Genomic DNA, 24,389 nt, shown 5'->3' on the forward strand with positions numbered 1-24,389 from the left:
CTCTTCTTCGAGGTGCCCTGACTGCCTATACCTTCCCCCATTTGGACCTTGGATGTGCACTCGGGGTCGGCCATAGGGCCCTAAGGCGGCACTCAGTGCCGCCCAGCTGCCCATCTTGCGCCCCTTCGCCCCAATGGGGAAAGGGGTGACACCTCACATCGTGCCGCCAAGCCGGTGATCCAGCGCGGTATGCCTGCGACCCGCCGATATCGTCCGCACCGCCTGGCCCAGAGCCTTGCGCGACCCCACCAGCACCACCAATCGCTTTGCCCGGGTAACCGCCGTATAGAGCAGATTGCGCTGGAGCATCATCCACGCCCCCGTCGTGACGGGAATCACCACTGCCGGGTACTCACTTCCCTGCGAACGGTGGATCGTCACGGCGTACGCGTGCGCCAGCTCGTCCAGCTCGTCGAAGTCGTACGGCACCTCCTCGTCCTCGTCGGTCAGCACGGTCAGCCGCTGGTCCTCGACACTCAGGGCCGTGACGACCCCCACCGTGCCGTTGAAGACGCCGTTGCGGCCCTTCTCGTAGTTGTTCCGTATCTGGGTGACCTTGTCGCCCACGCGGAAAACCCGGCCGCCGAAGCGGCGCTCGGGGAGGTCGGGGCGGGCCGGGGTGACCGCCTGCTGCAGCAGGCCGTTCAGCGCCCCCGCGCCGGCCGGACCGCGGTGCATCGGGGCGAGCACCTGTACGTCCCTCCGGGGGTCGAGGCCGAACTTCGCCGGGATACGGCGGGCCGCCACATCGACCGTCAGCCGCCCGGCCTCCTCGGTGTCCTCCTGCGGGAAGAGGAAGAAGTCGGGCATCCCGGTCGTGATCGGCAGCGTCCCGGCGTTGATCCGGTGCGCGTTGGTCACCACACCCGAATGCTGCGCCTGCCGGAAGATCCTGGTCAGCCGTACGGCCGGCACCGGGCTGCCGTCCGCGAGCAGGTCGCGCAGCACCTCCCCGGCGCCCACGGACGGCAGCTGGTCCACATCGCCCACGAGGAGGAGGTGCGCGCCCGGCGGCACGGCCTTGATGAGCTTGTTGGCGAGCAGCAGGTCCAGCATCGACGCCTCGTCGACCACCACGAGGTCGGCGTCCAGCGGGCGGTCCTGGTCGTACGCGGCGTCCCCGCCGGGCTTCAGCTCCAGCAGCCGGTGCACCGTGGCGGCCTCCACGCCGGTCAGCTCGGCCAGCCGCTTGGCGGCCCGCCCGGTCGGCGCCGCGAGCAGCACCTGCGCCTTCTTGGCGCGCGCCAGCTCCACCACCGAGCGGACCGTGAAGGACTTGCCGCAGCCGGGACCGCCGGTGAGCACCGCGACCTTCTCGGTCAGCGCCAGCTTCACCGCCGCCTCCTGCTCGGGCGCCAGCTCCGCTCCCGTACGGTCGGCGAGCCACGCCAGCGCCTTGTCCCAGGGCACGTCGTGGAAGGCCGGCATCCGGTCCTCCGCGGCCCGCAGCAGCCGCCGCAGCCGCCCGGCCAGGGACAGCTCGGCGCGGTGGAAGGGGACGAGGTACACGGCTGTCACGGGCTCGCCGCCGTCCGGGGCGGGGACGGTCTCCCGTACGACGCCCTCCGGGTCCTCGGCCAGCTCCGCCAGGCAGTCGATGACCAGCCCCGTGTCCACCTGAAGCAGCTTCACGGAGTCGGCGATCAACTGCTCCTGGGGCAGGAAGCAGTGCCCCTGGTCGGTGGACTGGGACAGCGCGTACTGCAGGCCTGCCTTCACCCGGTCCGGGCTGTCGTGCGGGATGCCCACCGACTGGGCGATGCGGTCGGCGGTCAGGAAGCCGATGCCCCAGACGTCGGAGGCGAGGCGGTACGGCTGATTCCGTACGACGGAGATGGACGCGTCGCCGTACTTCTTGTAGATCCGCACCGCGATGGAGGTGGACACACCGACGCCCTGGAGGAAGACCATGACCTCTTTGATGGCCTTCTGTTCCTCCCAGGCCGCGCCGATCATCTTCGTCCGCTTCGGCCCGAGGCCGGGCACTTCGATGAGGCGCTTCGGCTCCTTCTCGATGACCTCGAGGGTGTCCGTGCCGAAGTGCTCGGTGATCCGGTCGGCGATCCGCGGGCCGATGCCCTTGATCAGGCCGGAGCCGAGATAGCGGCGGATGCCCTGCACGGTGGCGGGCAGGACCGTGCGGTAGTTCTCGACCGTGAACTGGCGGCCGTACTGGGGGTGGGAGCCCCAGCGGCCCTCCATGCGCAGCGACTCGCCCGGCTGGGCACCGAGCAGCGCCCCGACCACCGTGAGCAGGTCATTGCCGCCGCGGCCGGTGTCGACGCGCGCGACGGTGTAGCCGTTGTCCTCGTTGGCGTACGTGATCCGCTCCAGGACGCCTTCGACGACGGCCTGGCCGGGTGGGTTGTTCGGGCCTCCCCCGCGCGTTCGCTGCATGGAACCGAAGGTACCGCCGGGATCGGACATCGCCGGGGGCCTGTGGACAACCCGGCGGCCGGGCCTGTGGGTTGTCCACAGGCGGGACATCTCGACTGGACATTTCGAGGGGCCCGGCGTACTGCCGGGCCCCTCGGTCCCCCCTCGGGTCCCCCCTTCATCGGCGCCTGACCATCCCCCGGTCTCCCCCGCCACCAGGCGCCGATGTCCAGTACGACCTCCAAAAGGCCGGAACGGTTGCGTGGTTCCGCCCCTCTTTCGGCGCAGTTCGCATCGCGGCCCGCGCCCCTACGCACGGCGCACACGGCGCGTTCAGCGGGGCACCCGGGCTCTCTTGCGCGTGCCCGCCTCACTCTGGGCGCAGCACGTGCTCCCGGTAACGGGCGATCACCTCGGCCAGTACCTCGGCGCCGTCCCGCGCCCACAGGCCCGGGTTGAAGATCTCGACCTCGATGGGCCCGTCGTGCCCCGCCGCCTCGGTCCGTTCGCGGAACCACCGTAGGTCCACGGCCCCGTCCCCGAGCTGCCCGCGGCCGAGCAGTACCCCTTCGGGCAGCGGGGTCACCCAGTCGGCGAGCTGGAACGCCGCGAGCCGCCCGCCGCGCCCCACCCGTTCGATCCCCTCCCCGACCGTGTCGTCCCACCACAGGTGGTACGTGTCCACGACCACCCCCACCTGCTCAACGGGGAACCGCTCTGCAAGGTCCAGCGCCTGGGCGAGCGTGGAGACGACGCAGCGGTCCGACGCGTACATCGGGTGCAGCGGTTCGATCGCCAGCCGTACGCCCCGCTCTGCGGCGTACGGCCCCAGCTCGGCCAGCGCCTCGGCCACCCGCTCCCGCGCCCCGTGCAGGTCCCGGCTGCCGGGCGGCAGACCGCCGGACACCAGGACGAGCGTGTCCGTACCGAGGGTCGCGGCCTCGTCGATCGCCGCCCGGTTGTCGTCGAGCGCGGCGGCGCGCTCCTGGGGGGCGACCGCGGTGAAGAAGCCGCCGCGGCACAGGCTGGTGACGGTCAGCCCCGCCTCCCGCATGAGCTTGGCGGCCGCGTCCACGCCGTACTTCTGTACGGGCTCGCGCCACAGGCCCACGTGGCGCAGCCCGGCCGCCGCGCAGCCGTCCGCCAGCTCGGGCAGCGACCACTGCTTGACCGTCTCCTGGTTGAGACTGAGGCGCGCGAGGTCGTCCTTCGTGTTGCGGCCGGTCATGCGTCTCCTCCGAGTACGGCGGTCAGCTGCGCCATACGGTGCCGGGCCAGTTCGGGGTCCGGGAACAGGCCGAGTCCGCCCGCCAGTTCGTACGCCCGGCGCAGGTGCCGCAGGGAGCGGGCCGACTGCAGGCCGCCCGCCATCGTGAAGTGCGCCTGGTGGCCCGAGAGCCAGGCCAGGAAGACGACGCCGGTCTTGTAGTAGCGGGTCGGCGCTTCGAAGAGGTGCCGGGCCAGCTCCACAGTGGGGTCCAGGACCTTGTGGAACGCGGCGGTGTTCCCGGTGTCCAGCAGGCGCACGGCCTCGGCGGCCAGCGGCGCGAGCGGGTCGAAGACGCCCAGCAGCGCGTGGCTGAAGCCGCGCTGGTCGCCGGCGATCAGTTCGGGGTAGTGGAAGTCGTCGCCCGTGTAGCAGCGCACGCCGTTCGGCAGCCGGCGGCGCAGCGCCACCTCTCGGTCCGCGTCGAGCAGCGACACCTTCACGCCGTCGACCTTGTCCGGGTGCTCGGCGATGATCTGCAGGAACGTCTCGGTGGCCGCGTCGAGACCGTCGCTGCCCCAGTAGCCCTCCAGCGCCGGGTCGAACATCGGGCCGAGCCAGTGCAGGATGACCGGCTCGCTGCTCTGCCGGAGCAGGTGCCCGTACACCTCCGCGTACGCCTCGGGCCCGGCTGCGACCGCCGCCAGCTGCCGCGACGCCATCAGGATCGGCTGTCCGCCGGCCTCCTCCACGAGGGCGAGCTGCTCCTCGTAGGCGGCGCGCACGTCCGGCAGCCCCGCCTCCCCGGGCGGGAGCTGGTCGGTGCCCACGCCGCAGGCGATCCGGCCGCCCACCGCCCTGGCCTCGGCGGCCGACCGCCGGATCAGCTCCGCGGCGGTCGGCCAGTCCAGGCCCATGCCGCGCTGCGCGGTGTCCATGGCCTCGGCGACGCCCAGGCCGTGCGACCACAGGTGGCGCCGGAAGGCGAGGGTGGCGTCCCAGTCCAGCACGGCGGGGCCGTCGGGGGCGGTGTCGGCCTTCGGGTCGGCGACGACGTGCGCGGCGGCGAAGACGGTACGGGAGGTGAAGGGGACCGCCGCACCTACGGGTGCGGCGCTCACAGGCGTTCCTTCAGGCGCGGCGTCGGTTTCGGAAGAGGCGCTCACAGGCTCAGCTCCGGTACGTCCAGGCGGCGTCCTTCTTGCGCCGAGCGGATGCCCAGTTCGGCGAGGTGCACGCCGCGCGCGCCCGCCATGAGGTCCCACCGCCACGGCTCGTCGAGCACCACGTGGCGCAGGAAGAGTGCCCACTGCTCCTTGAAGCCGTTGTCGAACGTCTCGTTGTCGGGCACCTCCTGCCACTGCGCCCTGAAGTCCTCCGTGGCCGGCAGGTCCGGGTTCCAGACCGGCTTGGGAGTCGCGGAACGGTGCTGCACCCGGCAGCGGCGCAGGCCTGCGACCGCCGACCCCTCCGTGCCGTCCACCTGGAACTCCACCAGCTCGTCCCGGTTGACGCGCACCGCCCAGGAGGAGTTGATCTGCGCGACAGCGCCGCCCGCGAGCTCGAAGATCCCGTACGCGGCGTCGTCGGCGGTCGCCTCGTACGGCTTCCCGGCCTCGTCCCAGCGGCGCGGGATGTGGGTGGCCAGCTGGGCCTGGACGGTGCGTACCGGCCCGAACAGCTCGTGCAGTACGTACTCCCAGTGCGGGAACATGTCCGTCGCGATGCCGCCGCCGTCCTCGGCCCGGTAGTTCCACGACGGGCGCTGCGCCTCCTGCCAGTCGCCCTCGAAGACCCAGTAGCCGAACTCGCCCCGTATGGACAGGATGCGCCCGAAGAAGCCGCCCTCGATGAGCCGCTTCAGCTTCAGCAGGCCCGGCAGGAAGATCTTGTCCTGGACGACGCCGTGCTTGATGCCCGCAGCCTGGGCCAGCCGCGCCAGTTCGAGCGCACCGTCGAGCCCGGTGGCGGTGGGCTTCTCCACGTAGAGGTGCTTGCCCGCGGCGATCGCCTTCTTGACGGCCTCCTCGCGGGCGGCGGTGACCTGCGCGTCGAAGTAGATGTCGATGCTGTCGTCGGCCAGCACCGTGTCCAGATCGGTGGACCACTCCGTGAGGCCGTGCCGGTCGGCCATGGCCGCGAGCTTGTGCTCCGCGCGGCCGACCAGGACCGGTTCGGGCCAGATCACCGTGCCCCCGCCCACGTCCAGGCCGCCCTGCTCGCGCAGGGCGAGTATCGAGCGGAGCAGGTGCTGGCGGTAGCCCATGCGCCCGGTCACGCCGTTCATGGCGATCCGTACGGTCTTGCGTGTCACAACCCGACCCCTCACATCAACCGGTGGTACCGGTCGCGGCCCACGTGGTCCGCGAACGGACAAGCGCACGGAAAGCGCCGACGAAGGGCGCGCGGCCCCCAGCGCCCGGAGTTGCTCACCCGGTCACGCATAGAAAGCGCTTTCCATCGCGAGAGAAGCTAGCCTGCGACGCGAGGCGCCACAAGAGGGGCGACGCCGTACGGGGCGCCGCAGGAAGGGGGACGGGGAGCGATATGACCGTGACACTGGCGGACGTCGCCGCGCGGGCGGGAGTCTCGGCGGCGACCGTCTCACGCGTGCTGAACAGCAACTATCCGGTGGCCGAGGCCACCCGCGACCGGGTACTTCGGGCGGTCGCGGAACTGGAGTACGTCGCGAACGGACCGGCCAGTGCGCTCGCCGCGGCCACCTCCGACCTGGTCGGCATCCTCGTCAACGACGTCGCCGACCCGTTCTTCGGAATACTCGCGAGCGCGGTGCAGTCGGAGATGAGCGGCGACAGCACCTCCGGCGGCGAGAAGCTCGCCGTGGTCTGCAACACGGGCGGCTCCCCGGAGCGCGAGCTGACCTACCTCACGCTGCTGCACCGCCAGCGGGCCGGCGCCGTCGTACTGACCGGTGGCGCGACCGAGGACCCCGCTCATACGGCGGCGTTGGCGGCCCGCGTGGCGCGGCTGTCCGCGGCGGGGACCCAGGTAGTGCTGTGCGGGCGGCCGCCGCTGGCGGTGGGGGTGCCGACGGGCGACGGGGGTTCGGCGGAAGGTCCGGCGGGGGCTTCCTCGGCTTCCGGTGCTGATACGGGGCCTGCTCCGCTGACCGTTGCGTTCGACAACCGGGGCGGTGCGCGGTCGCTGACCGAGCACCTGGTCGCCCTCGGCCACCGCCGCATCGGATGCGTCGCGGGACCCGAGGGGCTCACCACCACCCGGCACCGGCTGGAGGGCCACCGTGCCGCCCTCGCGGCGCACGGCATCGAGGACGTACCCGGCCGCACGGTCCACGGCGCCTACGACCGGGCCTCCGGCTACGCGGCAGCCCACGAACTCCTCCGGCAGGACGAGGATCTGACCGCCGTCGTCGCGGCCAATGACACGGTCGCGCTCGGCGTCTGCGCCGCGCTGCGCGAGCACGGGCTGCGGGTCCCCGAGGACGTCTCGGTCGCCGGCTTCGACGATCTGCCCTTCAGCACGGACGCGGTGCCGGCGCTGACGACCGTCCGGCTGCCGCTGACCGAGGCCGGAGCGCGGGCGGGCCGGCTGGCGATGGGGCGGGAGCCGGCGCCGGCGGACGGCGTGGTGCTGCTTTCATCCGAATTGGTGATACGCAAGTCGACGGCTCCGCCCTATTCTTGACTCAGTCAAGGTTTTTGGGGGATGCCATGACCGTCCAGGAATTCCGCCGCTTCAACCGCTTCTACACCAACCTCATCGGCGCGCTCGACTACGGCCGCCATCTCTACAGTCCGTACACGCTCACCGAGGCCCGGCTGCTGTACGAGCTCGCCAACAGCCCTGGTCAGGTGGACGCCGCGGACCTGCGGGTCACCCTCTCCCTGGACGCGGGGTATCTCAGCCGTCTGCTCGGAAAGTTCGAGGAGCGCGAGCTGATCACCACCGGCCGCTCGGAGGAGGACTCGCGACGCCGGCGCGTCATGCTCACCGCGCACGGCCGGGAGGCGGCGACCACCCTGGAGGAGCGGTCGCAGGACAGCGCCGGCCGACTTCTGGAACAGCTGCCCGGACCGGACCGTGCCCGGCTGGTGGAGTCCATGTCGACGATCCGCGAGCTGCTCGGCGACACCGGCCCATCGGATGCCGGCCCGTCGGATGTCGACCGATCGGAAGCCTGTCCGCAGCCCGCGTCCGACGCCCCTTCCGGGTCGGCGTCGGACCAGGTGGCCCTGCGGACCACGCGCCCCGGTGACCTGGGCTGGATGGTGCAGCGCAATGCCGAGCTGTACGCCCGCGAGTACGGTTTCGACCTCTCCTACGAAGCGCTGGTGGCCCACATCGTCGCCGAGTTCGCCGAGCACTTCGACCCGCACTGGGACCGTGCCTGGATCGCCGAGCTGAACGGCAAACCGGCGGGCCAGGTGATGTGCGTACGGGACCGGCCGGACGAGGGGGCGCAGGTCGATGCCGAGGGGGAGAGCGGGGGCACGACCGAGGCGGGAAGCGGGGGCGGGGAAGGTCAGAGCGGTCGGCGGGAGCGGATACAGCGGATACGCACGGCTCGGCTGCGGTTGCTGCTCGTGGAGCCGGAGGCCCGCGGTCATGGCATCGGGGGGCGGCTGGTGGCGGCCTGCACGGACTTCGCCCGGGACGCCGGGTACGAGGAGCTGGTGCTGTGGACCAACAGCGTCCTGACGTCCGCCCGGCGGATCTACGAGCGGGCCGGGTTCGAGCTGGTCGCCGAGCGGCCGCACCACAGTTTCGGACAGGACCTGGTCGGGCAGGACTGGCGACTGCGGCTGTGAGTCGTCGGCCGGGACGGTGAACCGCCGGCTGGGACTGTGAGCCTTGGCTGCGGCAAGGAGCCGTGGGCTGAGACCGTGGCTGCGGCTGTGGCTATGACTGTCACTGTGACGGGGAGTCGCCGGCCGGGGCTGTGGGCCCGGGGGCCCGGTTGCGGGTCGTTGGGTAGTCGTGCGGTGGGGACGGTACGAGGTTCTTCGTGAAGGGCTGGGAAAGGTAGGGCTGTAGGGCTATGCGATTCGCCTTCTCGACGCTGGGCGTGCCCGGTATGCCGGTACGGGACGTGGCCGGGCTTGCCGCCGGTGCCGGGTACCACGGGGTGGAGCTGCGCGCCCATCCGGAGGAACCGGTGCACACGGGGCTCGGTCCCGGTGAACGTGCCGAGGTCGCCAGGGAGTTCGCGGACGCCGGGGTGGAGATCCTCACCATCGCGGGGTACGCGAAGGTCGCCGAGGCTCAGGACGCGGCGGGTGAGGCGGCGGTCGCGGACGAGTTGGCGGGGCTGGTCGGCCTTGCGGCGGATGTGGGCGCCTCGTACGTACGGGTGTTCCCCGGCGCGGGTGACCGGCCGGCCGCGGAGGCCGACGCGGACGCCGCGCGCCGGCTCGGGGCCATCGCGCCGCTCGCCGCGGACCGCGGGGTGTCCGTGCTGCTGGAGACGCACGACTCGCACCGTACGGGGGCCGCGGCGGCGCGTGTGGTCGGGCCGGTGGGGCACGGGTCGGTCGGTGCGCTGTGGGACGTGCTGCACACCTGGCTCGGCGGTGAGGACCCGGCCGCCACGCAGGCCGTGCTCGCTCCCCATCTGGGCTATGTCCAGGTCAAGGACGTCGCCTCGGCCGAGGACAAGACGCCGCTGCCGCTCGGTGCCGGGGTGCTCCCGCTGGCCGGCTGCCTCGGCGCGCTCGTCGGGGACGGTTGGGACGGCTGGCTGTGCTGGGAGTACGAGAAGCGGTGGTACCGCGAGGCCCCCGCACTCCCCGACCTTCTCCGCCCCGGCCGCCAACATCTGGAGCAGCTCCTGACCACGTTGGAGAAGTTGGAGAAGTAAGGGCGAGCCCAGGGAAGGGAGGAGGATGAGCCCGAGGAGGCGAGGATGAGTCCGGGGAAGTGAGGACCTCGGGGCGGCGCTCGGGCGGCTCTTGGGCCCTCGCGGCGGCCCACCGCGCGGCCCTCGCGGCGGTCCACCGCGCGGCCCTCGCGGCGGTCCACCGTGTGCCAGTAGTACCAATCTGTACCAATCTTGCGGGGTGCGGCTGTTCCGGGGAACCCAGGGCGTTGCCGGTCCGTCACAACGACGTACTGCCGGTGAGTCTCCGCAAAGCGGTGTCGGCCTCGCTGCTGGCTGCGTCGCTGACCACCCTCTCCACCGCCTGCGGCCGGCAGCACACCGCCACCGGCGCACCCCCCTCCTCACGCGCCGGTGGCGGATCTCCGCCCGGACCGACCGCCGTTCGGGGACGCCTCCGCCTCAAGCCCGCCTCCCCGTCGCCACGCTCCCGACACCGCCGCGCCCCGCGCCTCACCGTCGCCACGCACCGGCAGCCCCCTCGCCACACCCCGGCACCCCTGCGCCTCCCCGTCGGCACGCCCCGGCGCCCCCGCGCCTCCCCCCTCCCTACCCCCACTCGCGTGATCACCCGGTTGGTGCTGGGGCATTGACCGGCAATTGTTTTCCGGATATCCGTGTCTCCTTGGCAGTTTCCTTCAATACGCCTATATGCCTGGGACTGGGCGGGTGGGAGCGGTCTGTGTCGCGACCCGGCCATCTGGTGCTACCGGCACTGAGGAAGTCGTCGAGGAAGCCTGAGTAAGTCTGAGTAAGTCACCGAGGAAGCCTCCGAGGAGCCCTCCGGAAGGAGCGCACATGCACTCCAGACGTACCGCTCGCCCCAGCCCTGCCGATCACTCCAGAGCCACCGATCACTCTGCCCCCACCGATCACTCCACAGCCACCGATCACTCCGGCCCCGCCGGCCACTCCAGACGTGCCGTCCTGACCGCTGCTGCTGCCGCGGCGACCGCGGTGGCCACCGCCGGTGCCGCCCATGCCGTGCCCGCCGGGCCGGCGCGGGACGTGCGCGACCGCATGCGGGCGCTCATTGGCCGGATGAGCCTGGAGGAGAAGGTCGGGCAGCTCTTCGTGATGCGGGTGTTCGGGCACTCCGCCACCGCGCCCGATCCCGCCGACGTCGAGGCCAACCGCAAGGAGATCGGCGTCTCGAACGCCGCCGAGCTGATCGCGAAGTACCACGTCGGCGGCATCATCTACTTCTCCTGGGCGCACAACACCCGCAATCCGCGCCAGATCGCCGATCTCTCGAACGGTATCCAGAAGGCGGGCGCCGCCCAGCGCGTTCCCGTGCCGCTGCTGATCGCCACCGACCAGGAACACGGGATAGTGGCCCGGATCGGCGCGCCCGCCACCCTCTTCCCCGGGGCGATGGCCCTGGCCGCGGGCGGCTCGCGGGAGGACGTGGAGACGGTCGGCCGGATCTCCGGCGCCGAGCTGTACGCCATGGGCATCCGCCAGGACTACGCTCCCACCGCCGATGTGAACGTCAATCCCGCGAACCCGGTCATCGGCGTGCGGTCGTTCGGCGCCGACCCCAAGGCGGTGGCCCGGTTCGTCGCCGCGGAGGTGAAGGGGTATCAGGGGGCCGGTGTGGCCGCGACCGCCAAGCACTTCCCCGGCCACGGCGACACCGACACCGACAGCCACATCGGGATCCCGTACATCCACCACTCCGCCGAGGAGTGGGAGCGGCTGGACGCGCCGCCCTTCAAGGCGGCCATCGCGGCGGGGATAGATTCGATCATGACGGCGCATATCGTCGTGCCCGCGTTCGACAAGAGTGAGGATCCGGCGACCCTCTCCCGGCCGATCCTCACCGGCATCCTGCGCGAACGCCTCGGCTACGACGGCGTGGTGGTCACCGACTCGCTCGGTATGGAGGGCGTGCGCAAGAAGTACGGGGACGACCGCGTCCCGGTGCTCGCCCTGAAGGCCGGCGTCGATCAGCTGCTGAACCCGCCGGACCTGGAAGCCGCGTACAAGGGCGTGCTCACGGCCGTGGGCAACGGGGAGCTGAGCGAGCGGGAGATCGACGAGAAGCTGCTGCGCATCCTGGTGCTGAAGGAGCGGCGCGGGCTGTTCGCCGGTCCGTACACCTCGCGGCGTGCGGTGGACCGTACGGTCGGCACGCGGCAGCACCTCAGGACCGCCGACAAGATCGCCGACCGCACCACGACGCTGCTGGTCAACGAGGGCGGCCTGCTGCCGCTCTCCCGGCGCAGCGCCCGCCGCGTCCTGGTGGTCGGCGCCGACCCGGCCGCGCCGTCCGGCACCGGCGGCCCGCCCACCGGAGTGCTCGCGCGCACCCTCGGCGAGCTGGGCTTCACCGCCACCGCGCACTCCACGGGCACGGCGCCCACCCAGGCGCAGACCGACGCGGCGGTGGCGGCGCTGGCGGACCACGACGCGGTGGTCGTCGCCACGTACAACGTCACCGCGGGGTCCTCGCAACGGGGGCTGGTGCGGGCCCTGCTGGACACCGGGAAGCCGGTGGTGCAGCTGGCGATCCGGAACCCGTACGACATCGCCCAGCTCGACGGCGTCAAGGCGGCGCTGGCCAGCTACTCGTGGACCGATGTCGAACTGCGCGCCGCCGCCCGGGTGATCGCGGGCCGCCGGGAGCCGAAGGGCAGACTGCCGGTACCGGTCATGCGCGCGGATGCTCCCGGCACGGAACTCTTCCCGATCGGCCACGGCTTGTCGTACTGACCGCATCGGCCACGGCCTGACGTACTGACGCACTCGCCACGACCTGTCGTACTGACCGCACCGGTGCGCCTGTACCGGCGCCCGTACCGGATCTTCCGTACGGCACGTACCGCACGGGCCGTACAGGACCCTCCGTACGGCCCGTACCGCACGGGCCGTACGGCATCCCTCCTACCTCATGCGCAATACGCCGTTCGCGTCTGGCGTGTGCCCGTCACGGCGGGTCACGCTGGGCCGGCATGGCCTGGCATGGCCTGGCATGGCCTGGCATGGCCTGGCATGGACCGGCATGGCGTGAGTGGGGGCGCAGGGGGGACGGTGGGGGTGCGCGGGGCACGGGGCGTGGGGGCGCTGCTGGGCGCCCTGCTGGCGGTCGGCCTGTTGCTGACGGGGTGCCGGCCGTCGACCAGTGCTGAGGCCCGCGACGCCGGTGCCACGTCCCCGACGGGATACGGCGCGGTCTTCCTGGACCGCGGCGAGTGCAGCAGCCGCGGGCGGGCGTCGGCCTTCCGGGAGGTGGCCTGTGCGAGCGGGGCGGCCGCGGCGCGGGTGCTGGCGCGGCACGCCGGGCGGCAGTCCCGGGGGCCGCTCTGTCCTGCCCGTACCGACTTCGTCCTGCACATCAGTCAGCACCGGCCGGACGCCGACGAGGACGGCGACGGCGCGGTCCCGCAGGGGTACGCCTGCATGCGCAACCTGCGCGCGCCGCACCCCGGCGACCCGGGGCAGGGTGGCGGGCCCCGCACCGTGCCCGGCGACTGCGTCTACCTCGCCGCCGGGCTCCAGGCCCGCGAGACGCCCTGCGCCGCAGCCGACGCCAGGGCGAAGCACCGGCCCCAGTACGAGGTGACGGCGACGGTCGGCGACCGGCCGTCCTGCCCGTTCGGCACGGCCCTGTACCTGCGCCTCCCCGATCACTCCACGGGCTGCGCCCGCCGCCTCACGACGGGCTGAGACCGCCCGCCTCCAGGCCTCCAGCCCCTCTTTTCACCCCCCGGTCACCTCTCTTCCTCCCGGCTTCCTTCCGCACGACGACGTTCCGTGATGCCATCCCCGGTGTTCCGATCCCCGCGTCCGCGCCCCCACCCGTCCCCACTCCGTCCCCGCCCCGAAGGAGCCCAGGTGCCGCACCCCCGCACTCCCCTCTCCCCCGCGCTGACCACCACCCTCGTCGTCACCCTCGCCGCGACCTTCGTGATCCCCGGTTCCGCCGCTCACCGGGCCGACGCCGCGGCCCCGGCCGCCTTCTCGCTGCCCAAGAAATTCGACGGCTGGCAGCACGACCGGCTCGCGCCCGGCGTCGACCTGTACCAGGGCATGCTCTCCGGGCGGCCCGGTGCCGATCACTGGACCGTCACCGTGCGGAAGGACGGCGCGGTGCTGCACAGCCGCGAGACGGCCGACGCGCTGGCCGACGGGCTGCGCGGGGCCGGGTTCGCGCCACGTACCGAGGAGGTCCGCTGGCCGGCCGGCTCCGACCGGCGGGGCACGGTCGGGATACGCGTCCGCACCGGCACGTACGGCGGTCAGAACCAGGCCGACAACGCCCGCAAGGAACTGGCCGCCGCGGGCTTCGACGCCGTCAGCGAGTGGACCGGCGGCGACGGCGCGCCCGGTACGGGACTGGCCCGCGTCAAGGTCGCCGTCATCGACCCGCGGGCGTATCGGGGCCGGCTGGACGCCGGTTACGGGACCGCGGTCGCCGGGCGGGAGAAGGTCACCGACATGGCCGCCCGCGCGAACTCGCTGCTGGCGGTGAACGCCGGGTTCTTCGTGATGGAGGACAAGGACGGCGTACCGGGTGCCGCCGCGGGCATCGCCGCGTACAACGGGCGGCTGCAGAGCGCCGCGACGAACGGGCGGATCGCCGCCATCCTTCGCGGCGACGGCCTGCACCCCGAGTTCCGGCACCTGCGTACGGAGTTGACGGTCACGGCGGGCGGTGCCACCGAGCCGCTGGACGGCATCAACCGCGTCCCGGGCAAGGTCCGCAACTGCGGCGGGATCGGCGGCGATGTGCCCACCGAGCGGCCGCAGCACGATGTGACGTGCACCGATCCGGACGAGATCGTGCGCTTCACGCCGGAGCTGGGGGCCGAAACGCCCGCCGGGCCCGGTGTGGAAGCGGTGCTGAACAGCGCGGGACGAGTGCAGGAGCTGCGTCCGCGCGGCGGTCCGGTGCCGAAGGGCGGCACGGTGCTGGCCGGTATCGGCGCGGGCGAGCGGTGGCTGCGTGACCATGCCGCGCCCGGCTCCGCGGTACGGCTGGACGAGAAGATCACCGACACCGACGGCCGCCCCGTCCGCCTCACGGAACAGGACGACATCGTCAACGGCGGCCCGGAGCTGGTGCGCGACGGCAGGGTGGCCGTCGATTACGCCGCCGACGGCATCGAGCACGCCGGTGACCGCTCGTTCGCGTACACCTGGGGCATCAGGCGCAATCCGCGGATGGTCCTCGGCACCGATCGGGCGGGCCGGATCATCCTGCTCACCAGCGCGGGCCGGCAGCCCGGTTACAGCGACGGGCTCGGGCTGAACGAGGCTGCCGCGCTCATCAGGTCGCTCGGCGCCACCCAGGCCATGAACCTCGACGGCGGCGGCTCCGTGGGCATGGCCGTCGACGGCCGGATGATCACTACCCCGTCGGACGCGACGGGTGAACGCGCCGTGGGAGACGCGCTGTTGCTGACGAAATGACACAGCAGTGGGCCCGGGCGACCGACCGCCCGGGCCCACCACTCGGTCAACCGCCCGTCACGGGCGCAGCATCGGCAGCCGCTGCGACTGCTGCTTGTCCAGCTTCTTGTCGTACGGGGCCACCGGGGCCGACTCGCCCGCGGCCGGGGTCACGCCGGCCCACTTCAGGAGGCGGGCCGTGGCCTTGGTGCGGTCGGCTTCCTTCAGCTTGGTGATGTTGGAGCCGTGGTTGCCGCCGGGGACGGTGAAGACGTAGGAGTCCTTCGCGCCCTTGCCGACCTGGAAGTGTTCCGAATTCCACGGGTCGTACTGGCCGTTGACGAACATCATCCGCTCGGCGTGGTGGCGCACCCAGCGGTCGATGTCCGGCATGGCCTTCTTGTCGAAGGACATGGGAATGTCGCGCGGGACGAAGGTGCGGGAGTTGTTGATGCCCGGGTAGCGGAGCAGGTCCGCGACGTTCGGGTAGTCGTAGCCGGGCTCACCGAGCTGGGTGCCGGCCTGGTAGTAGTACGGCAGGTAGGGCTGCATGCCCTGGTCGGTGTAGCTGTCGAAGCCGCCGACCTTGTCCATCCAGGTCCACAGCGCGTCCGTGGTGACGGTGGGCTCGGGGACCTCGGCGCAGGCGGTGGCGGCGGGCTGGTACTGCCAGAAGCCGAAGACCAGGTCGGTCACCATGATTTCGTACGCGCGGTCGGCGTTCCCGGCGAGCTTGAAGGTCCAGCCCTCGGTGGCCGCCTCCTTCTGGAAGCGGTCGACCATCTCGCCGCGGCGCTTCAGCGCCTCGCGCTCGATCGCGGCGAGGTCCTTGCGGCACTCGGCGGTGCCGACGGTGGCGAAGAAGCGGTCGTAGGCCGAGTCCTCGTCGTTGACGACGTCGTTGGGCGCGACGTAGGCGACCGTGCCGTCCATGTCGTGCGGGTAGAAGCGGCGGTAGTACGTCGCGGTCATGCCGCCCTTGCTGCCGCCGGTGGCGATCCAGTTCTTGGTGTAGATCCGGTTCAGCGCCTTGAAGATGCGGTGCTGGTCGGCGGCGGCCTGCTGGATGTCCAGCTGCTTCCAGTCCGCGGGCTCGGGCCGGGACGGGGTGAAGTAGCGGTACTCCATCGAGACCTGGTTGCCGTCGATGAGCTTGGTGGGCTCGCTGCGCGTCGGCTCGGTGTTGACGTTGTACCCGGAGGTGAAGAAGACGGTGGGGCGGGCGGTCGACTTGTGCAGCACGGTGATGCGCTGCTGGAAGGTGCCCTTGCCCGGATCCCGGTGGTCGACCGGCTGGCTGTAGTTCAGGACGAAGAAGCGGTAGCCGTCGACCGGCTTCTCCTGGACGAGGCTCATTCCCGGTATCGCGAGAAGGCGGTCCTTGATGTCCGCTTCCGCGCGGCTGTCCGTGGTCGTCGCGGTCGGCCCGGCGGCGGTGGCCGCCCCTGCCGTGGCCGTGCCGGCGCCGACCGTGCCTATGAGCACGACGAGTGACAGCAGCCATCTGAGCGTTTTGCGCATGCGCCCTCCCCTGGGGTTCGCAAAGGTCGCGCTGAACCTATCGGGGAGGCTCCCCGCCGACCACCCCCCGACCGGCGGTAGCAGGCCAGGGGGGCGTTCAGTGGGCGGCGGGGCGCTCAGAGCTACACCCTGGCCTCTGCCGGCTCGCCGGTGAAGGAGTGCCACAGTTCCGCGTACCGGCCGCCCCGGGCGAGGAGTTCGGCGTGCGTGCCGTCCTCGGCGACGCGGCCGCGGTCCAGTACCACGACCCGGTCGGCGCGGGCCGCCGTGGTGAGGCGGTGGGCGACGACCAGGGTGGTGCGGCGGCCGACGAGCCGGTCCGTCGCGTGGTTGACGACGGACTCGGTGGCCAGGTCGAGCGCCGCGGTCGCCTCGTCGAGCAACAGCACGTCGGGGTCGACCAGTTCGGCGCGGGCGAGCGCGAGGAGCTGGCGCTGGCCCGCGGAGAGGTTGCGGCCGCGCTCGGCGACCTCGTGGAGGTAGCCGCCGTCGAGCGTGGCGATCATGTCGTGCGCGCCCACGGCCCGGGCCGCCGCCTCCACTTCGGCGTCGGTGGCGTCCGGACGGCCGTACGCGATGGCGTCGCGGACCGTGCCGGGGAAGAGGTACGACTCCTGCGGGACGACGCCGAGGCGGTGGCGGTAGCCGGTCAGGTCCAGTTCGCGCAGGTCGGTGCCGTCGACGCGGACGGCGCCGGTGGTCGGGTCGTAGAACCGGGCGACCAGCTTGACCAGCGTGGACTTGCCGGCGCCGGTCTCGCCGACGAACGCGACGGTCTGGCCGGCGGGGATGGTCAGCGCGATGCCGGAGAGGGCCTCGGCCTGCTCGCCGTCGGCGGTCGAGTAGCGGAAGTGGACGTCGTCGAAGGTGATCTCGCCTGCCAACTCCTTTACCGGGCGGGGGTTTTCGGCCGGCGGGGTGGTGGTCGGCTCGCGCAGCAGCTCCTGGATGCGGCCGAGCGACACGGAGGCCTGCTGGTAGCCGTCGAAGACCTGGGAGAGCTGCTGGACGGGCGCGAAGAAGAGGTCGATGTACAGGAGGTACGCGACCAGCGCGCCCGCGGTCAGGGTCCCGGCGCTCACCCGGTTCGCGCCGACGATCAGCACCAGCGCGGCGGCCACGGACGACAGCAGCTGCACGAACGGGAAGTAGACCGAGATCAGGAACTGGCCGCGGGTGCGGGCCTGCCGGTACGCGGCGCTGCGCTCGGTGAAGCGGGCGACGCCGCTGCCCTCGCGGCGGAACGCCTGCACGATGCGCAGCCCGGCGACGCTCTCCTGGAGGTCGCCGTTGACGACGCTGATCCGCTCGCGCGCCAGCTCGTACGCCTTGACGCTCTGCTTGCGGAAGAAGTACGTGCCGATGATCAGCGGTGGCAGCGTGGCGAAGACGACCAGGGCGAGCTGTACGTCGATGGCCAGCAGGGCGACCAGGATGCCGAAGAAGGTGAGGACGGAGACGACGGCGGTGACCAGGCCGGTCTGCAGGAAGGACGAGAGGGCGTCGACGTCCGTCGTCATCCGGGTCATGATCCGGCCGGTCAGCTCGCGCTCGTAGTAGTCCAGGCCGAGGCGCTGGAGCTGGGCGAAGATCTTGACGCGGAGGGAGTACAGGACGCGTTCGCCGGTGCGCCCCGTCATCCGGTTCGAGCCGATCTGGGCGGCCCACTGGGCGAGCACGACGAGCAGGGCGGCGGCGGACGCGGCCCATACGCCGTTGAGCGCGGCGCGCTGGACGCCGTCGTCGATGCCGTGCCGGATCAGTACGGGCAGCAGCAGCCCGGCGACCGCGTCCACGGCGACCAGCAGCAGGGCGATCAACAGCGGGCGGCCGAAGCCGCGCAGCAGGCGGCGCAGGCCGTAGGAGCTCTCCGGCCGGGCGGCCTGGTCCTCGTCGATGTCGGGGGTGTCGGTGGCCGGGGGCAGCGCCGCGACCCTTTCGAGGAGTTCGGGGGTCGCGGGCATACCGGCCAGTGCGCCGGCCATGCCGCCGGGGCGGCCGGCGAGCGCGGCGGCGGAGGCGCCGCCGCCGTCCCGAGACTCCGCGCCGTCGGACACCTCGCCCTTACGCACCCACAGTTCGGGCGTGACGCCGTCGATGACGCGGCGGGGCCGGGTGTCCTCGGCAGTACCGGCGGTGGCCGGGGGCTCCAGCAGCCCGGTGGCCGCCGCCTCGCCGGAGAACGCCCCGGCCGTCGCGATCTGCCCCGCCGGGTCCCGCTCCACGCCGCCCAGCTCGTCCGGGTCGGTGAGCAGCCTGCGGTACAGCTCGCAGCGCTCCTCCAGCTCCTCCCGGGTACCGATGTCCAGCAGCTTGCCGCCGTCGAGGACGGCAACCCGGTCGGCCAGCGCCAGGGTGGAGGCGCGGTGCGCGATCAGCAGGGTTGTACGGCCCGCCATCACACCGCGCAGCGCCTCGTGGATCTCGTGCTCGACCCGGGCGTCGACCGCGGAGGTCGCGTCGTCCAGGACCAGCACGCGCGGGTCGGTGAGGATCGCGCGGGCCAGCGCCACGCGCTGCCGCTGGCCGCCGGACAGGCTCAGCCCCTGCTCGCCGACCTCGGTGTCGTACCCGTCGGGCAGGGCCGAGATGAAGCCGTCGGCCTGGGCGGCGCGGGCCGCGGCCCGGATCTGCTCGTCGGTGGCGTCCGGGGCGCCGTAGGCGATGTTGTCCCGGATCGAGTCGGAGAAGAGGAAGCTGGTCTCGGGGACCAGGCCGATGGCGCCGCGCAGCGAGTCGGCGGTCAGGTCGCGCACGTCCCGGCCGCCGACGAGCACCCGCCCGGCGCTCACGTCGTAGAAGCGCGGCAGCAGCAGCGAGAGGGTGGACTTGCCGCTGCCGGAGGTGCCGACGACGGCGACGGTCTCGCCGGGCTCGATGCGCAGCGAGAAGTCGTCCAGGACCGGGTGCGTGTCCCCCTCGTCTCCGTATCCGAAGGTGACGTGCTCGAACTCCACGGTGGCGGGCGCGTCGGCGGGCAGCGGCACCGCGTCCGGCCGCTCCTCGATGACCGGCTCGGTGTCGATCAGCTCGAAGACCCGCTCCACGCCGGCGCGGGCCTGCTGGCCCACGGTCAGCATCATGGCGAGCATCCGGACGGGGCCGACGAGCTGCGCGAGGTAGGTGGAGAAGGCGACGAAGGTGCCCAGCGAGACCTGGCCGCGGGTGGCCATCCAGCCGCCGAGCGCGAGCATCGCGACCTGGCCGAGGGAGGGGACGGCCTGGAGGGCGGGGGTGTAGCGGGCGTTGAGGCGTACGGTGCGCAGCCGCCCGGCGAAGAGCCGCCGGCTGACCTCGCGGAGCTTGCCGGTCTCCTGCTCCTCCTGGCCGAAGCCCTTCACGACGCGGACGCCGGAGACCGAGCCGTCCACCACGCCCGCCACGGCCGCGGCCTGGCCCTGCGCGTACCAGGTCGCGGGGAAGAGCCGGAGGCGGCTGCGCTTGGCGATCCACCACAGGGCGGGGGCGACGGCGAGGGCGACGACGGTGAGCAGCGGGGAGAGCATCACCATGATCACCAGGGAGATGGCGAACAGCAGGACGTTGCCCAGCATCATCGGCACCATGAACAGCAGCGACTGCACGAGCTGGAGGTCGCTGGTGCCGCGGCCGACGACCTGCCCCGTGCTGAGTTCGTCCTGCCGCCGGCCGTCCAGCCGGGTGATGGCCCGGTACATCCGGGTCCGCAGGTCGTGCTGGACGTCCAGGGCGAGCCGGCCGCCGTAATAGCGGCGGATGTACGTCAGTACGTACACGGCGAGCGCGGCGACGATCAGCAGGGTGGCCCACGGCGCGAGGGACCGCTCGTGCTTGACGATCACATCGTCGATGATCAGCTTCGGTACGAGCGGGACGAGCGCCATGACGGCCATCCCGGCGAGGGAGGAGCCGAGCGCGAGCAGTACATCCTGTTTGTACCGCCAGCACGTGCGTATCAGGCGCCGCGCCCAGCCCTCTTCCGCCGTATCCGTGTCCGCCCGTGCCACGCGACGCCTCCCGCCGGTCGACTTCTTACCGCAAGGCACCAACAGCGGCGGCCGGTGATTTCATCCCATCGCAACATTTCCCGCGGCCGTCGACCCGGACATGCGCTCTACAAGCGGACGGTCATGTCGTACAGCCGGGTGATCTGCTGCGCCCGCTGGTTGTCGTCGCTGACCAGGAGCAGCTTCAGCCGCCCGTGCGTGCGGCCCAGGACGGTCACGCCCTCGATGTTGTCCAGCAGGGGGTTGATCTGCGGCTGCCGGGCGGGCGCGCCGAGGGAGGGACAGCGCGTGAGGTCGGCGAGCAGGGTCTTGGCGGCGGGACGGGTGGCGCCGGTCAGCTTCCCGGTGTCCCGGGTGTCGTCCGCGCGGCGCGGGTCGGCGAGGTAGAGACGGATGGTGTTGCCCTGGGGCTCGAATTTACGTTCGAGTACGAGCAGACGGCCGTCGTCAAGGGCGGTGATCTCGGGGATCGTCATGCCCTGCTCGGCCGGGTACGCGTACTGCCTGCCGAGGGCGTAGCCGCCGTGCGGCTGCCGCTGCCAGGTCTGGAAGCGGTGCAGCGGGCGGCCCTGCGCGTCGGTGCCGTCGCCGGCGAGCGGGCCCTCCATGGAGGCGGTGAGCGTACGGCCGCCGGGGCCCGCGGTCAGCCCCTCGAAGGTCTGGTTGGCGGTGGCCCGCCCGGCCGGGGCGACCCGCAGCCCGTCCGGTACGGGCAGCCGTCCGGTCGGGTGCCCGGCCCGGTCGTACCGGCGGACGGACGGCTCCACCTCGGAGGTGATCAGCCGGCTGCCGTCCTGCTCGACGACCAGCCCCTCGGAGTCCAGCGGCTTGCCGCCCTCGTCGGCGAGCGGGATTCCGCGCAACGGCTCGCGCGTCCGGCCGTCGAGGGTGACCAGCGCGGACCGGTCGGAGAGCGCGAGCAGGTCGCCGTCGGTGTCGCGGGCGAGCGCGGAGAAGTTCCCGACGTAGAGGCCGTCGACGGAGCGCTTGTCGAGGGCGTCGGAGTAGCGGTCGATGGAGACACGCGGGGAACAGGCAGGGCCCGGTGGGGCCGCGGCGGCGGTCGCGGTCGCGGTCGCCGGGAGCGTTCCGGTGACGAGCAGCGTGGCGGCGAGCGCGGCCGGTATGGCGGTGGCGAGACGCACGGCGGATCCTTCCGGTCGACAGGACGGCAACGGGCGGGGCGCCCGGGGGTTCCTTCCCCCGGGCGCCCCGCCCGCACCATGCGTACCGTCCGGTGGAACGGCGGCCGTCACTCCTTGGCGTCGGCCTTGCCGTTGGCCTCGGCCTCGGCCACCCTCAGCTCCGCGATGCCCGGGTGCGTCTTCGCGTCCGCCTTGCCGCGCACGGTCACCCGGACGTACCGGGCCGGGGACTTCCCGTCGTAGCCGGTGCCGGTCCAGTGCCGTCCGTCGCGGGAGACCTGGATCCGGTACGACTCCGGCTTCGTGTCGGTCCAGCGCGGCGTGACCGCGCCGATGCGGCGGACGCTGCCCAGGTCGGCGGTGAGCGTGCCGGTGGCGGCGTCGGGCACCCACGCGGTGGTGGTGTTGCCGTCCAGCGCGGCGCCCGCGTACATCCCGGGCTCCTCCGAGGTGGCCTTCGCCGTGCGGCAGCGGGCCACGTTGGCGGTCGGCTCCTGGTCGGGGCGGCGGGTCTTGAGCGTCAGCGGCGCGCCCTGGCTGACGATCCGCTCGCCCTCCGGCGTCGCGACCGTCATCGGCTCACCGCCGGTCAGCCGCACCTCGGTGTGGTGCGCGCCCAGCGCGACGTCGTACGTCCGGCCCTGCCAGTGCAGGCCGCGCAGGGTGACGCCGTCGGCGAGCTGCGGCGGCAGCGTCGGGTCCAGGGTGATCCGGTCCTCGCCCAGCCGCAGGCCGGTCAGGCCGTGGGTGAAGACCTGGAGGAAGCCGCCCTTGCCGGTCAGGAAGTCCTGCGTGGGCGAGCCGGCGAGCGGGTCATGGGCGCCGGCCTTCTCGCCGCGCGCCTCGGAGAAGAGGTGGAACGGCCCCCGCATGAACGGCCGCACGGACCGCTGCAGGTAGGTGTACATCGCGCAGCCGGGCTCGCCGATCTCGGCGGCGTCGATGGCGTGCACCGAGTCGGTCATCGCCGGGCCGTCGGGGTCGGTGTGCGCGGCGTAGTAGTCCAGTGTCTTCTGCTGTGCCGCGTCGGACATCGGCCACTGCAGCGGGTACTGCAGCAGCACGGTGTCGGCCTGCTTGATGGTGGTGCCCTTGTAGCCGTCGTACTGCTGGAAGACCTGCTGCTTCTTGTCGTACGGGATGCGCAGCTTGTCCGCGATGGTGTTCCAGGAGGCGGGGGCCTGCTTGCCGAGGACGGCGGCGGCGCGGGTGGCGTGCCGGAGCGCGGTGGCGGCGCCCGCGTTGGTGAACACGCCGTCGTCGACGCCGTTGCTGTACTCGTCCGGGCCCGCGACGTTCTTGACGGAGTAGCTGCCGTCACCGTTCTTGGTGACCCGGGAGGCCCAGAACTGCGCGATGCCCTGCATGAGGGGCCAGCCGCGCTCGCGCAGCCAGCCGGTGTCCTTGGTGGCGAGGTAGTACTGCCAGGCGGCCAGCGAGACATCGCCCATCAGGTGGTTCTGGGTCTTGCAGTGCGGCGGGTCCCAGCTGTGGCACTCCTTCCACAGATCGCCCTTGCCCCCGCTGGTCCACGGGAAGAACAGGCCGTCGTAGCCCAGCTTCTTCGCGTTCGCGCGGGCACCGGCCCGGGTCTTGTAGCGGTACTCGACGATCGACCGGGCGAGCTCCGGATGGGCGGCCAGCAGGCCCGGGTACATCCAGGTCTCGGCGTCCCAGAAGATCTCCCCCGCGTAGTTGTCGCTGGTCAGACCGGCCGGGGCGATGCTGTCCGAGGAGCCCTCGCGGGAGTTGGCGAGCAGTCCGTACTGCGCCGAGCGCACCCAGGCCTGAAGGTCGCGCTGCTCGCGGCCGCGCACCTCGATGTCGGAGCGCCACAGGTTCTGCCAGGCGGTGGCGTGGGAGTGGTACAGGCGGTCCCAGCCCTGCGCCGCGGCCTGCTGGGAGGCGCGGGTGGCGGCGGCTCTGGGGTCGTCGGAGGTGAGCGCGGTGTCCACGCCCACGTACTTGGAGACCTCGTACGTCCGGCCCTTGTGCACGGGGAAGCTGACACCCTGATGCGCCGTCAACTTCTCGGGTGCCTTGGCCTTCTGTTCACTTTCCGAACGAATGCCCGGGCCCGTGCGCAGCGTGGACGCGACCGCGCCGGCGGTGCGGGTCCCGTCGGTACGGAAGGTGACGTCCTGCGTCCGGTCCCCGGAGCGGGCGCCGCCACCGGTCTGCGAGATCCGGCGGGCGCCGCGCCCGTCGAGGGTGTCGGTGACGGTCGCCGGGCCGCTCCAGTGCGGGGTCATCCGCAGCCGTACGGCACCGGTGTGCGCCTGCGTGCGGTCCGCGAGCACGTCGAAGACCAGGTCGGTGGCGCGGCCGTCGGCGGCGGTCCAGGTCAGCGACGTACGGACCAGGCCGCAGCGCAGCAGGAGGGACTGCCGGTAGTGCGAGATCCGGCCGGGCTTCGTCGCCGAGCTGAAGGTCTCGGCGCCGGGACCGCCGGTGGCCACGTTCAGCGTGGACCAGGTGGGCAGCGCCGCGATGGCCTGCCGCTTCTTCACCGACTTGGGGCCCTCGGCATACAGGCCGGCGGCGAACGCGCCGTCGTAGCGCGGGGCGTAGAGGGGCCAACCGGTCTTCTCGCCGGGTGCCGCGTAGCCGGTGCCGTTGGGCGGCACGCGCTGCCCGAGGTAGCCGTTGCCGACGTACGGGTGGTGGCTGTCCTCGGGGTCGATGCGGGTGGACGTGGACTTCCAGTCCGCGCCGTCGGTGGCGCACGAGCCGTCGGCGGCGGGGGTGGCGCCCGTCGCCGGGCCCGTGGCGCGGCCGCCGTCGGGCGTCGCGGCCGACGAGACGGGGGGTACGGCCGCGATGAGCGCGCCCGCGAGCAGGGGGACGAGCATCCGCCGGCCGGCACGCGGCTGCGGACGTGGGGAGTACGACATTGTTCTCCG

Annotated in this window: 14 protein-coding genes; 6 read left to right on the plus strand and 8 right to left on the minus strand. The window is 72.4% G+C overall.

Features of this window, described 5'->3' with window-relative positions:
• Window positions 1-153 precede the first annotated feature (153 nt).
• The 4 genes from recD2 to IF04_RS0102225 form a co-directional block, all read right to left on the minus strand.
• The gene (recD2, locus tag IF04_RS0102210; RefSeq protein WP_051830646.1) at window positions 154-2,397 is read right to left on the minus strand and encodes an SF1B family DNA helicase RecD2; all 2,244 of its coding nucleotides are present in this window, start codon (window positions 2,395-2,397) and stop codon (window positions 154-156) included.
• 349 nt (window positions 2,398-2,746) lie between these two features.
• Entirely contained in the window at window positions 2,747-3,604 is an 858-nt protein-coding gene (locus tag IF04_RS0102215; protein WP_030249966.1) for a sugar phosphate isomerase/epimerase family protein, read from the minus strand.
• The gene (locus tag IF04_RS0102220; protein WP_245654242.1) at window positions 3,601-4,704 is read right to left on the minus strand and encodes a dihydrodipicolinate synthase family protein; all 1,104 of its coding nucleotides are present in this window, start codon (window positions 4,702-4,704) and stop codon (window positions 3,601-3,603) included. Before IF04_RS0102220 ends, IF04_RS0102215 begins: the two co-directional genes overlap by 4 nt.
• 41 nt (window positions 4,705-4,745) lie before the next feature.
• Complete coding sequence (locus tag IF04_RS0102225; RefSeq protein WP_030249970.1) at window positions 4,746-5,897, minus strand: Gfo/Idh/MocA family protein; 1,152 nt, start codon at window positions 5,895-5,897, stop codon at window positions 4,746-4,748.
• 233 nt (window positions 5,898-6,130) lie between these two features.
• Between IF04_RS0102225 and IF04_RS0102230 the strand changes: the two genes are divergently transcribed.
• From IF04_RS0102230 to IF04_RS0102260, 6 genes are all read left to right on the plus strand, one after another.
• Window positions 6,131-7,249, plus strand: a complete 1,119-nt coding sequence (locus IF04_RS0102230; protein ID WP_030249973.1) for a LacI family DNA-binding transcriptional regulator — start codon at window positions 6,131-6,133, stop codon at window positions 7,247-7,249.
• Between the two features lie 26 nt (window positions 7,250-7,275).
• A complete protein-coding gene (locus tag IF04_RS0102235; RefSeq protein WP_030249977.1) occupies window positions 7,276-8,373 on the plus strand; it encodes a helix-turn-helix domain-containing GNAT family N-acetyltransferase in 1,098 nt (365 codons plus the stop codon).
• Between the two features lie 230 nt (window positions 8,374-8,603).
• Window positions 8,604-9,422 carry a sugar phosphate isomerase/epimerase family protein gene (locus IF04_RS0102240; RefSeq protein WP_030249980.1) on the plus strand — a complete coding sequence of 273 codons (819 nt, stop codon included), beginning with the start codon at window positions 8,604-8,606 and terminating at the stop codon, window positions 9,420-9,422.
• A gap of 816 nt (window positions 9,423-10,238) precedes the next feature.
• Entirely contained in the window at window positions 10,239-12,155 is a 1,917-nt protein-coding gene (locus IF04_RS0102250; RefSeq protein WP_078599719.1) for a glycoside hydrolase family 3 protein, read from the plus strand.
• Between the two features lie 324 nt (window positions 12,156-12,479).
• Window positions 12,480-13,109 carry a hypothetical protein gene (locus IF04_RS0102255; protein WP_106975531.1) on the plus strand — a complete coding sequence of 210 codons (630 nt, stop codon included), beginning with the start codon at window positions 12,480-12,482 and terminating at the stop codon, window positions 13,107-13,109.
• A 168-nt stretch (window positions 13,110-13,277) separates the two neighbouring features.
• Window positions 13,278-14,855 carry a phosphodiester glycosidase family protein gene (locus IF04_RS0102260; RefSeq protein ID WP_051830584.1) on the plus strand — a complete coding sequence of 526 codons (1,578 nt, stop codon included), beginning with the start codon at window positions 13,278-13,280 and terminating at the stop codon, window positions 14,853-14,855.
• A 57-nt stretch (window positions 14,856-14,912) separates the two neighbouring features.
• Here IF04_RS0102260 and IF04_RS0102265 read toward each other — a convergent pair whose 3' ends face one another.
• The 4 genes from IF04_RS0102265 to IF04_RS0102280 form a co-directional block, all read right to left on the minus strand.
• Window positions 14,913-16,355: a S28 family serine protease gene (locus tag IF04_RS0102265; protein ID WP_030249993.1), complete on the minus strand. Its 1,443-nt coding sequence runs from the start codon at window positions 16,353-16,355 to the stop codon at window positions 14,913-14,915.
• Between the two features lie 122 nt (window positions 16,356-16,477).
• Window positions 16,478-20,341: an ABC transporter ATP-binding protein gene (locus IF04_RS0102270; protein ID WP_030249997.1), complete on the minus strand. Its 3,864-nt coding sequence runs from the start codon at window positions 20,339-20,341 to the stop codon at window positions 16,478-16,480.
• 107 nt (window positions 20,342-20,448) lie between these two features.
• Window positions 20,449-21,486: an esterase-like activity of phytase family protein gene (locus IF04_RS0102275; protein WP_030249999.1), complete on the minus strand. Its 1,038-nt coding sequence runs from the start codon at window positions 21,484-21,486 to the stop codon at window positions 20,449-20,451.
• Window positions 21,487-21,593: 107 nt separating this feature from the next.
• Complete coding sequence (locus IF04_RS0102280) at window positions 21,594-24,380, minus strand: discoidin domain-containing protein (RefSeq protein ID WP_037957958.1); 2,787 nt, start codon at window positions 24,378-24,380, stop codon at window positions 21,594-21,596.
• Window positions 24,381-24,389: the final 9 nt, after the last annotated feature.

It is taken from the genome of Streptomyces violens (assembly GCF_000717745.1).
In the GTDB taxonomy this organism is placed as follows: Bacteria; Actinomycetota; Actinomycetes; order Streptomycetales; family Streptomycetaceae; genus Streptomyces; species Streptomyces violens.

Excerpts from the sequence above, each read along its gene's own strand:
- IF04_RS0102265 (WP_030249993.1), bottom strand. The coding sequence starts at position 16,355 with ATGCGCAAAACGCTCAGATGGCTGCTGTCACTCGTCGTGCTCATAGGC.
- IF04_RS0102215 (WP_030249966.1), bottom strand. The coding sequence starts at position 3,604 with ATGACCGGCCGCAACACGAAGGACGACCTCGCGCGCCTCAGTCTCAAC.
- IF04_RS0102230 (WP_030249973.1), top strand. The coding sequence starts at position 6,131 with ATGACCGTGACACTGGCGGACGTCGCCGCGCGGGCGGGAGTCTCGGCG.
- IF04_RS0102240 (WP_030249980.1), top strand. The coding sequence starts at position 8,604 with ATGCGATTCGCCTTCTCGACGCTGGGCGTGCCCGGTATGCCGGTACGG.
- IF04_RS0102235 (WP_030249977.1), top strand. The coding sequence starts at position 7,276 with ATGACCGTCCAGGAATTCCGCCGCTTCAACCGCTTCTACACCAACCTC.
- IF04_RS0102280 (WP_037957958.1), bottom strand. The coding sequence starts at position 24,380 with ATGTCGTACTCCCCACGTCCGCAGCCGCGTGCCGGCCGGCGGATGCTC.
- recD2 (WP_051830646.1), bottom strand. The coding sequence starts at position 2,397 with ATGCAGCGAACGCGCGGGGGAGGCCCGAACAACCCACCCGGCCAGGCC.
- IF04_RS0102250 (WP_078599719.1), top strand. The coding sequence starts at position 10,239 with ATGCACTCCAGACGTACCGCTCGCCCCAGCCCTGCCGATCACTCCAGA.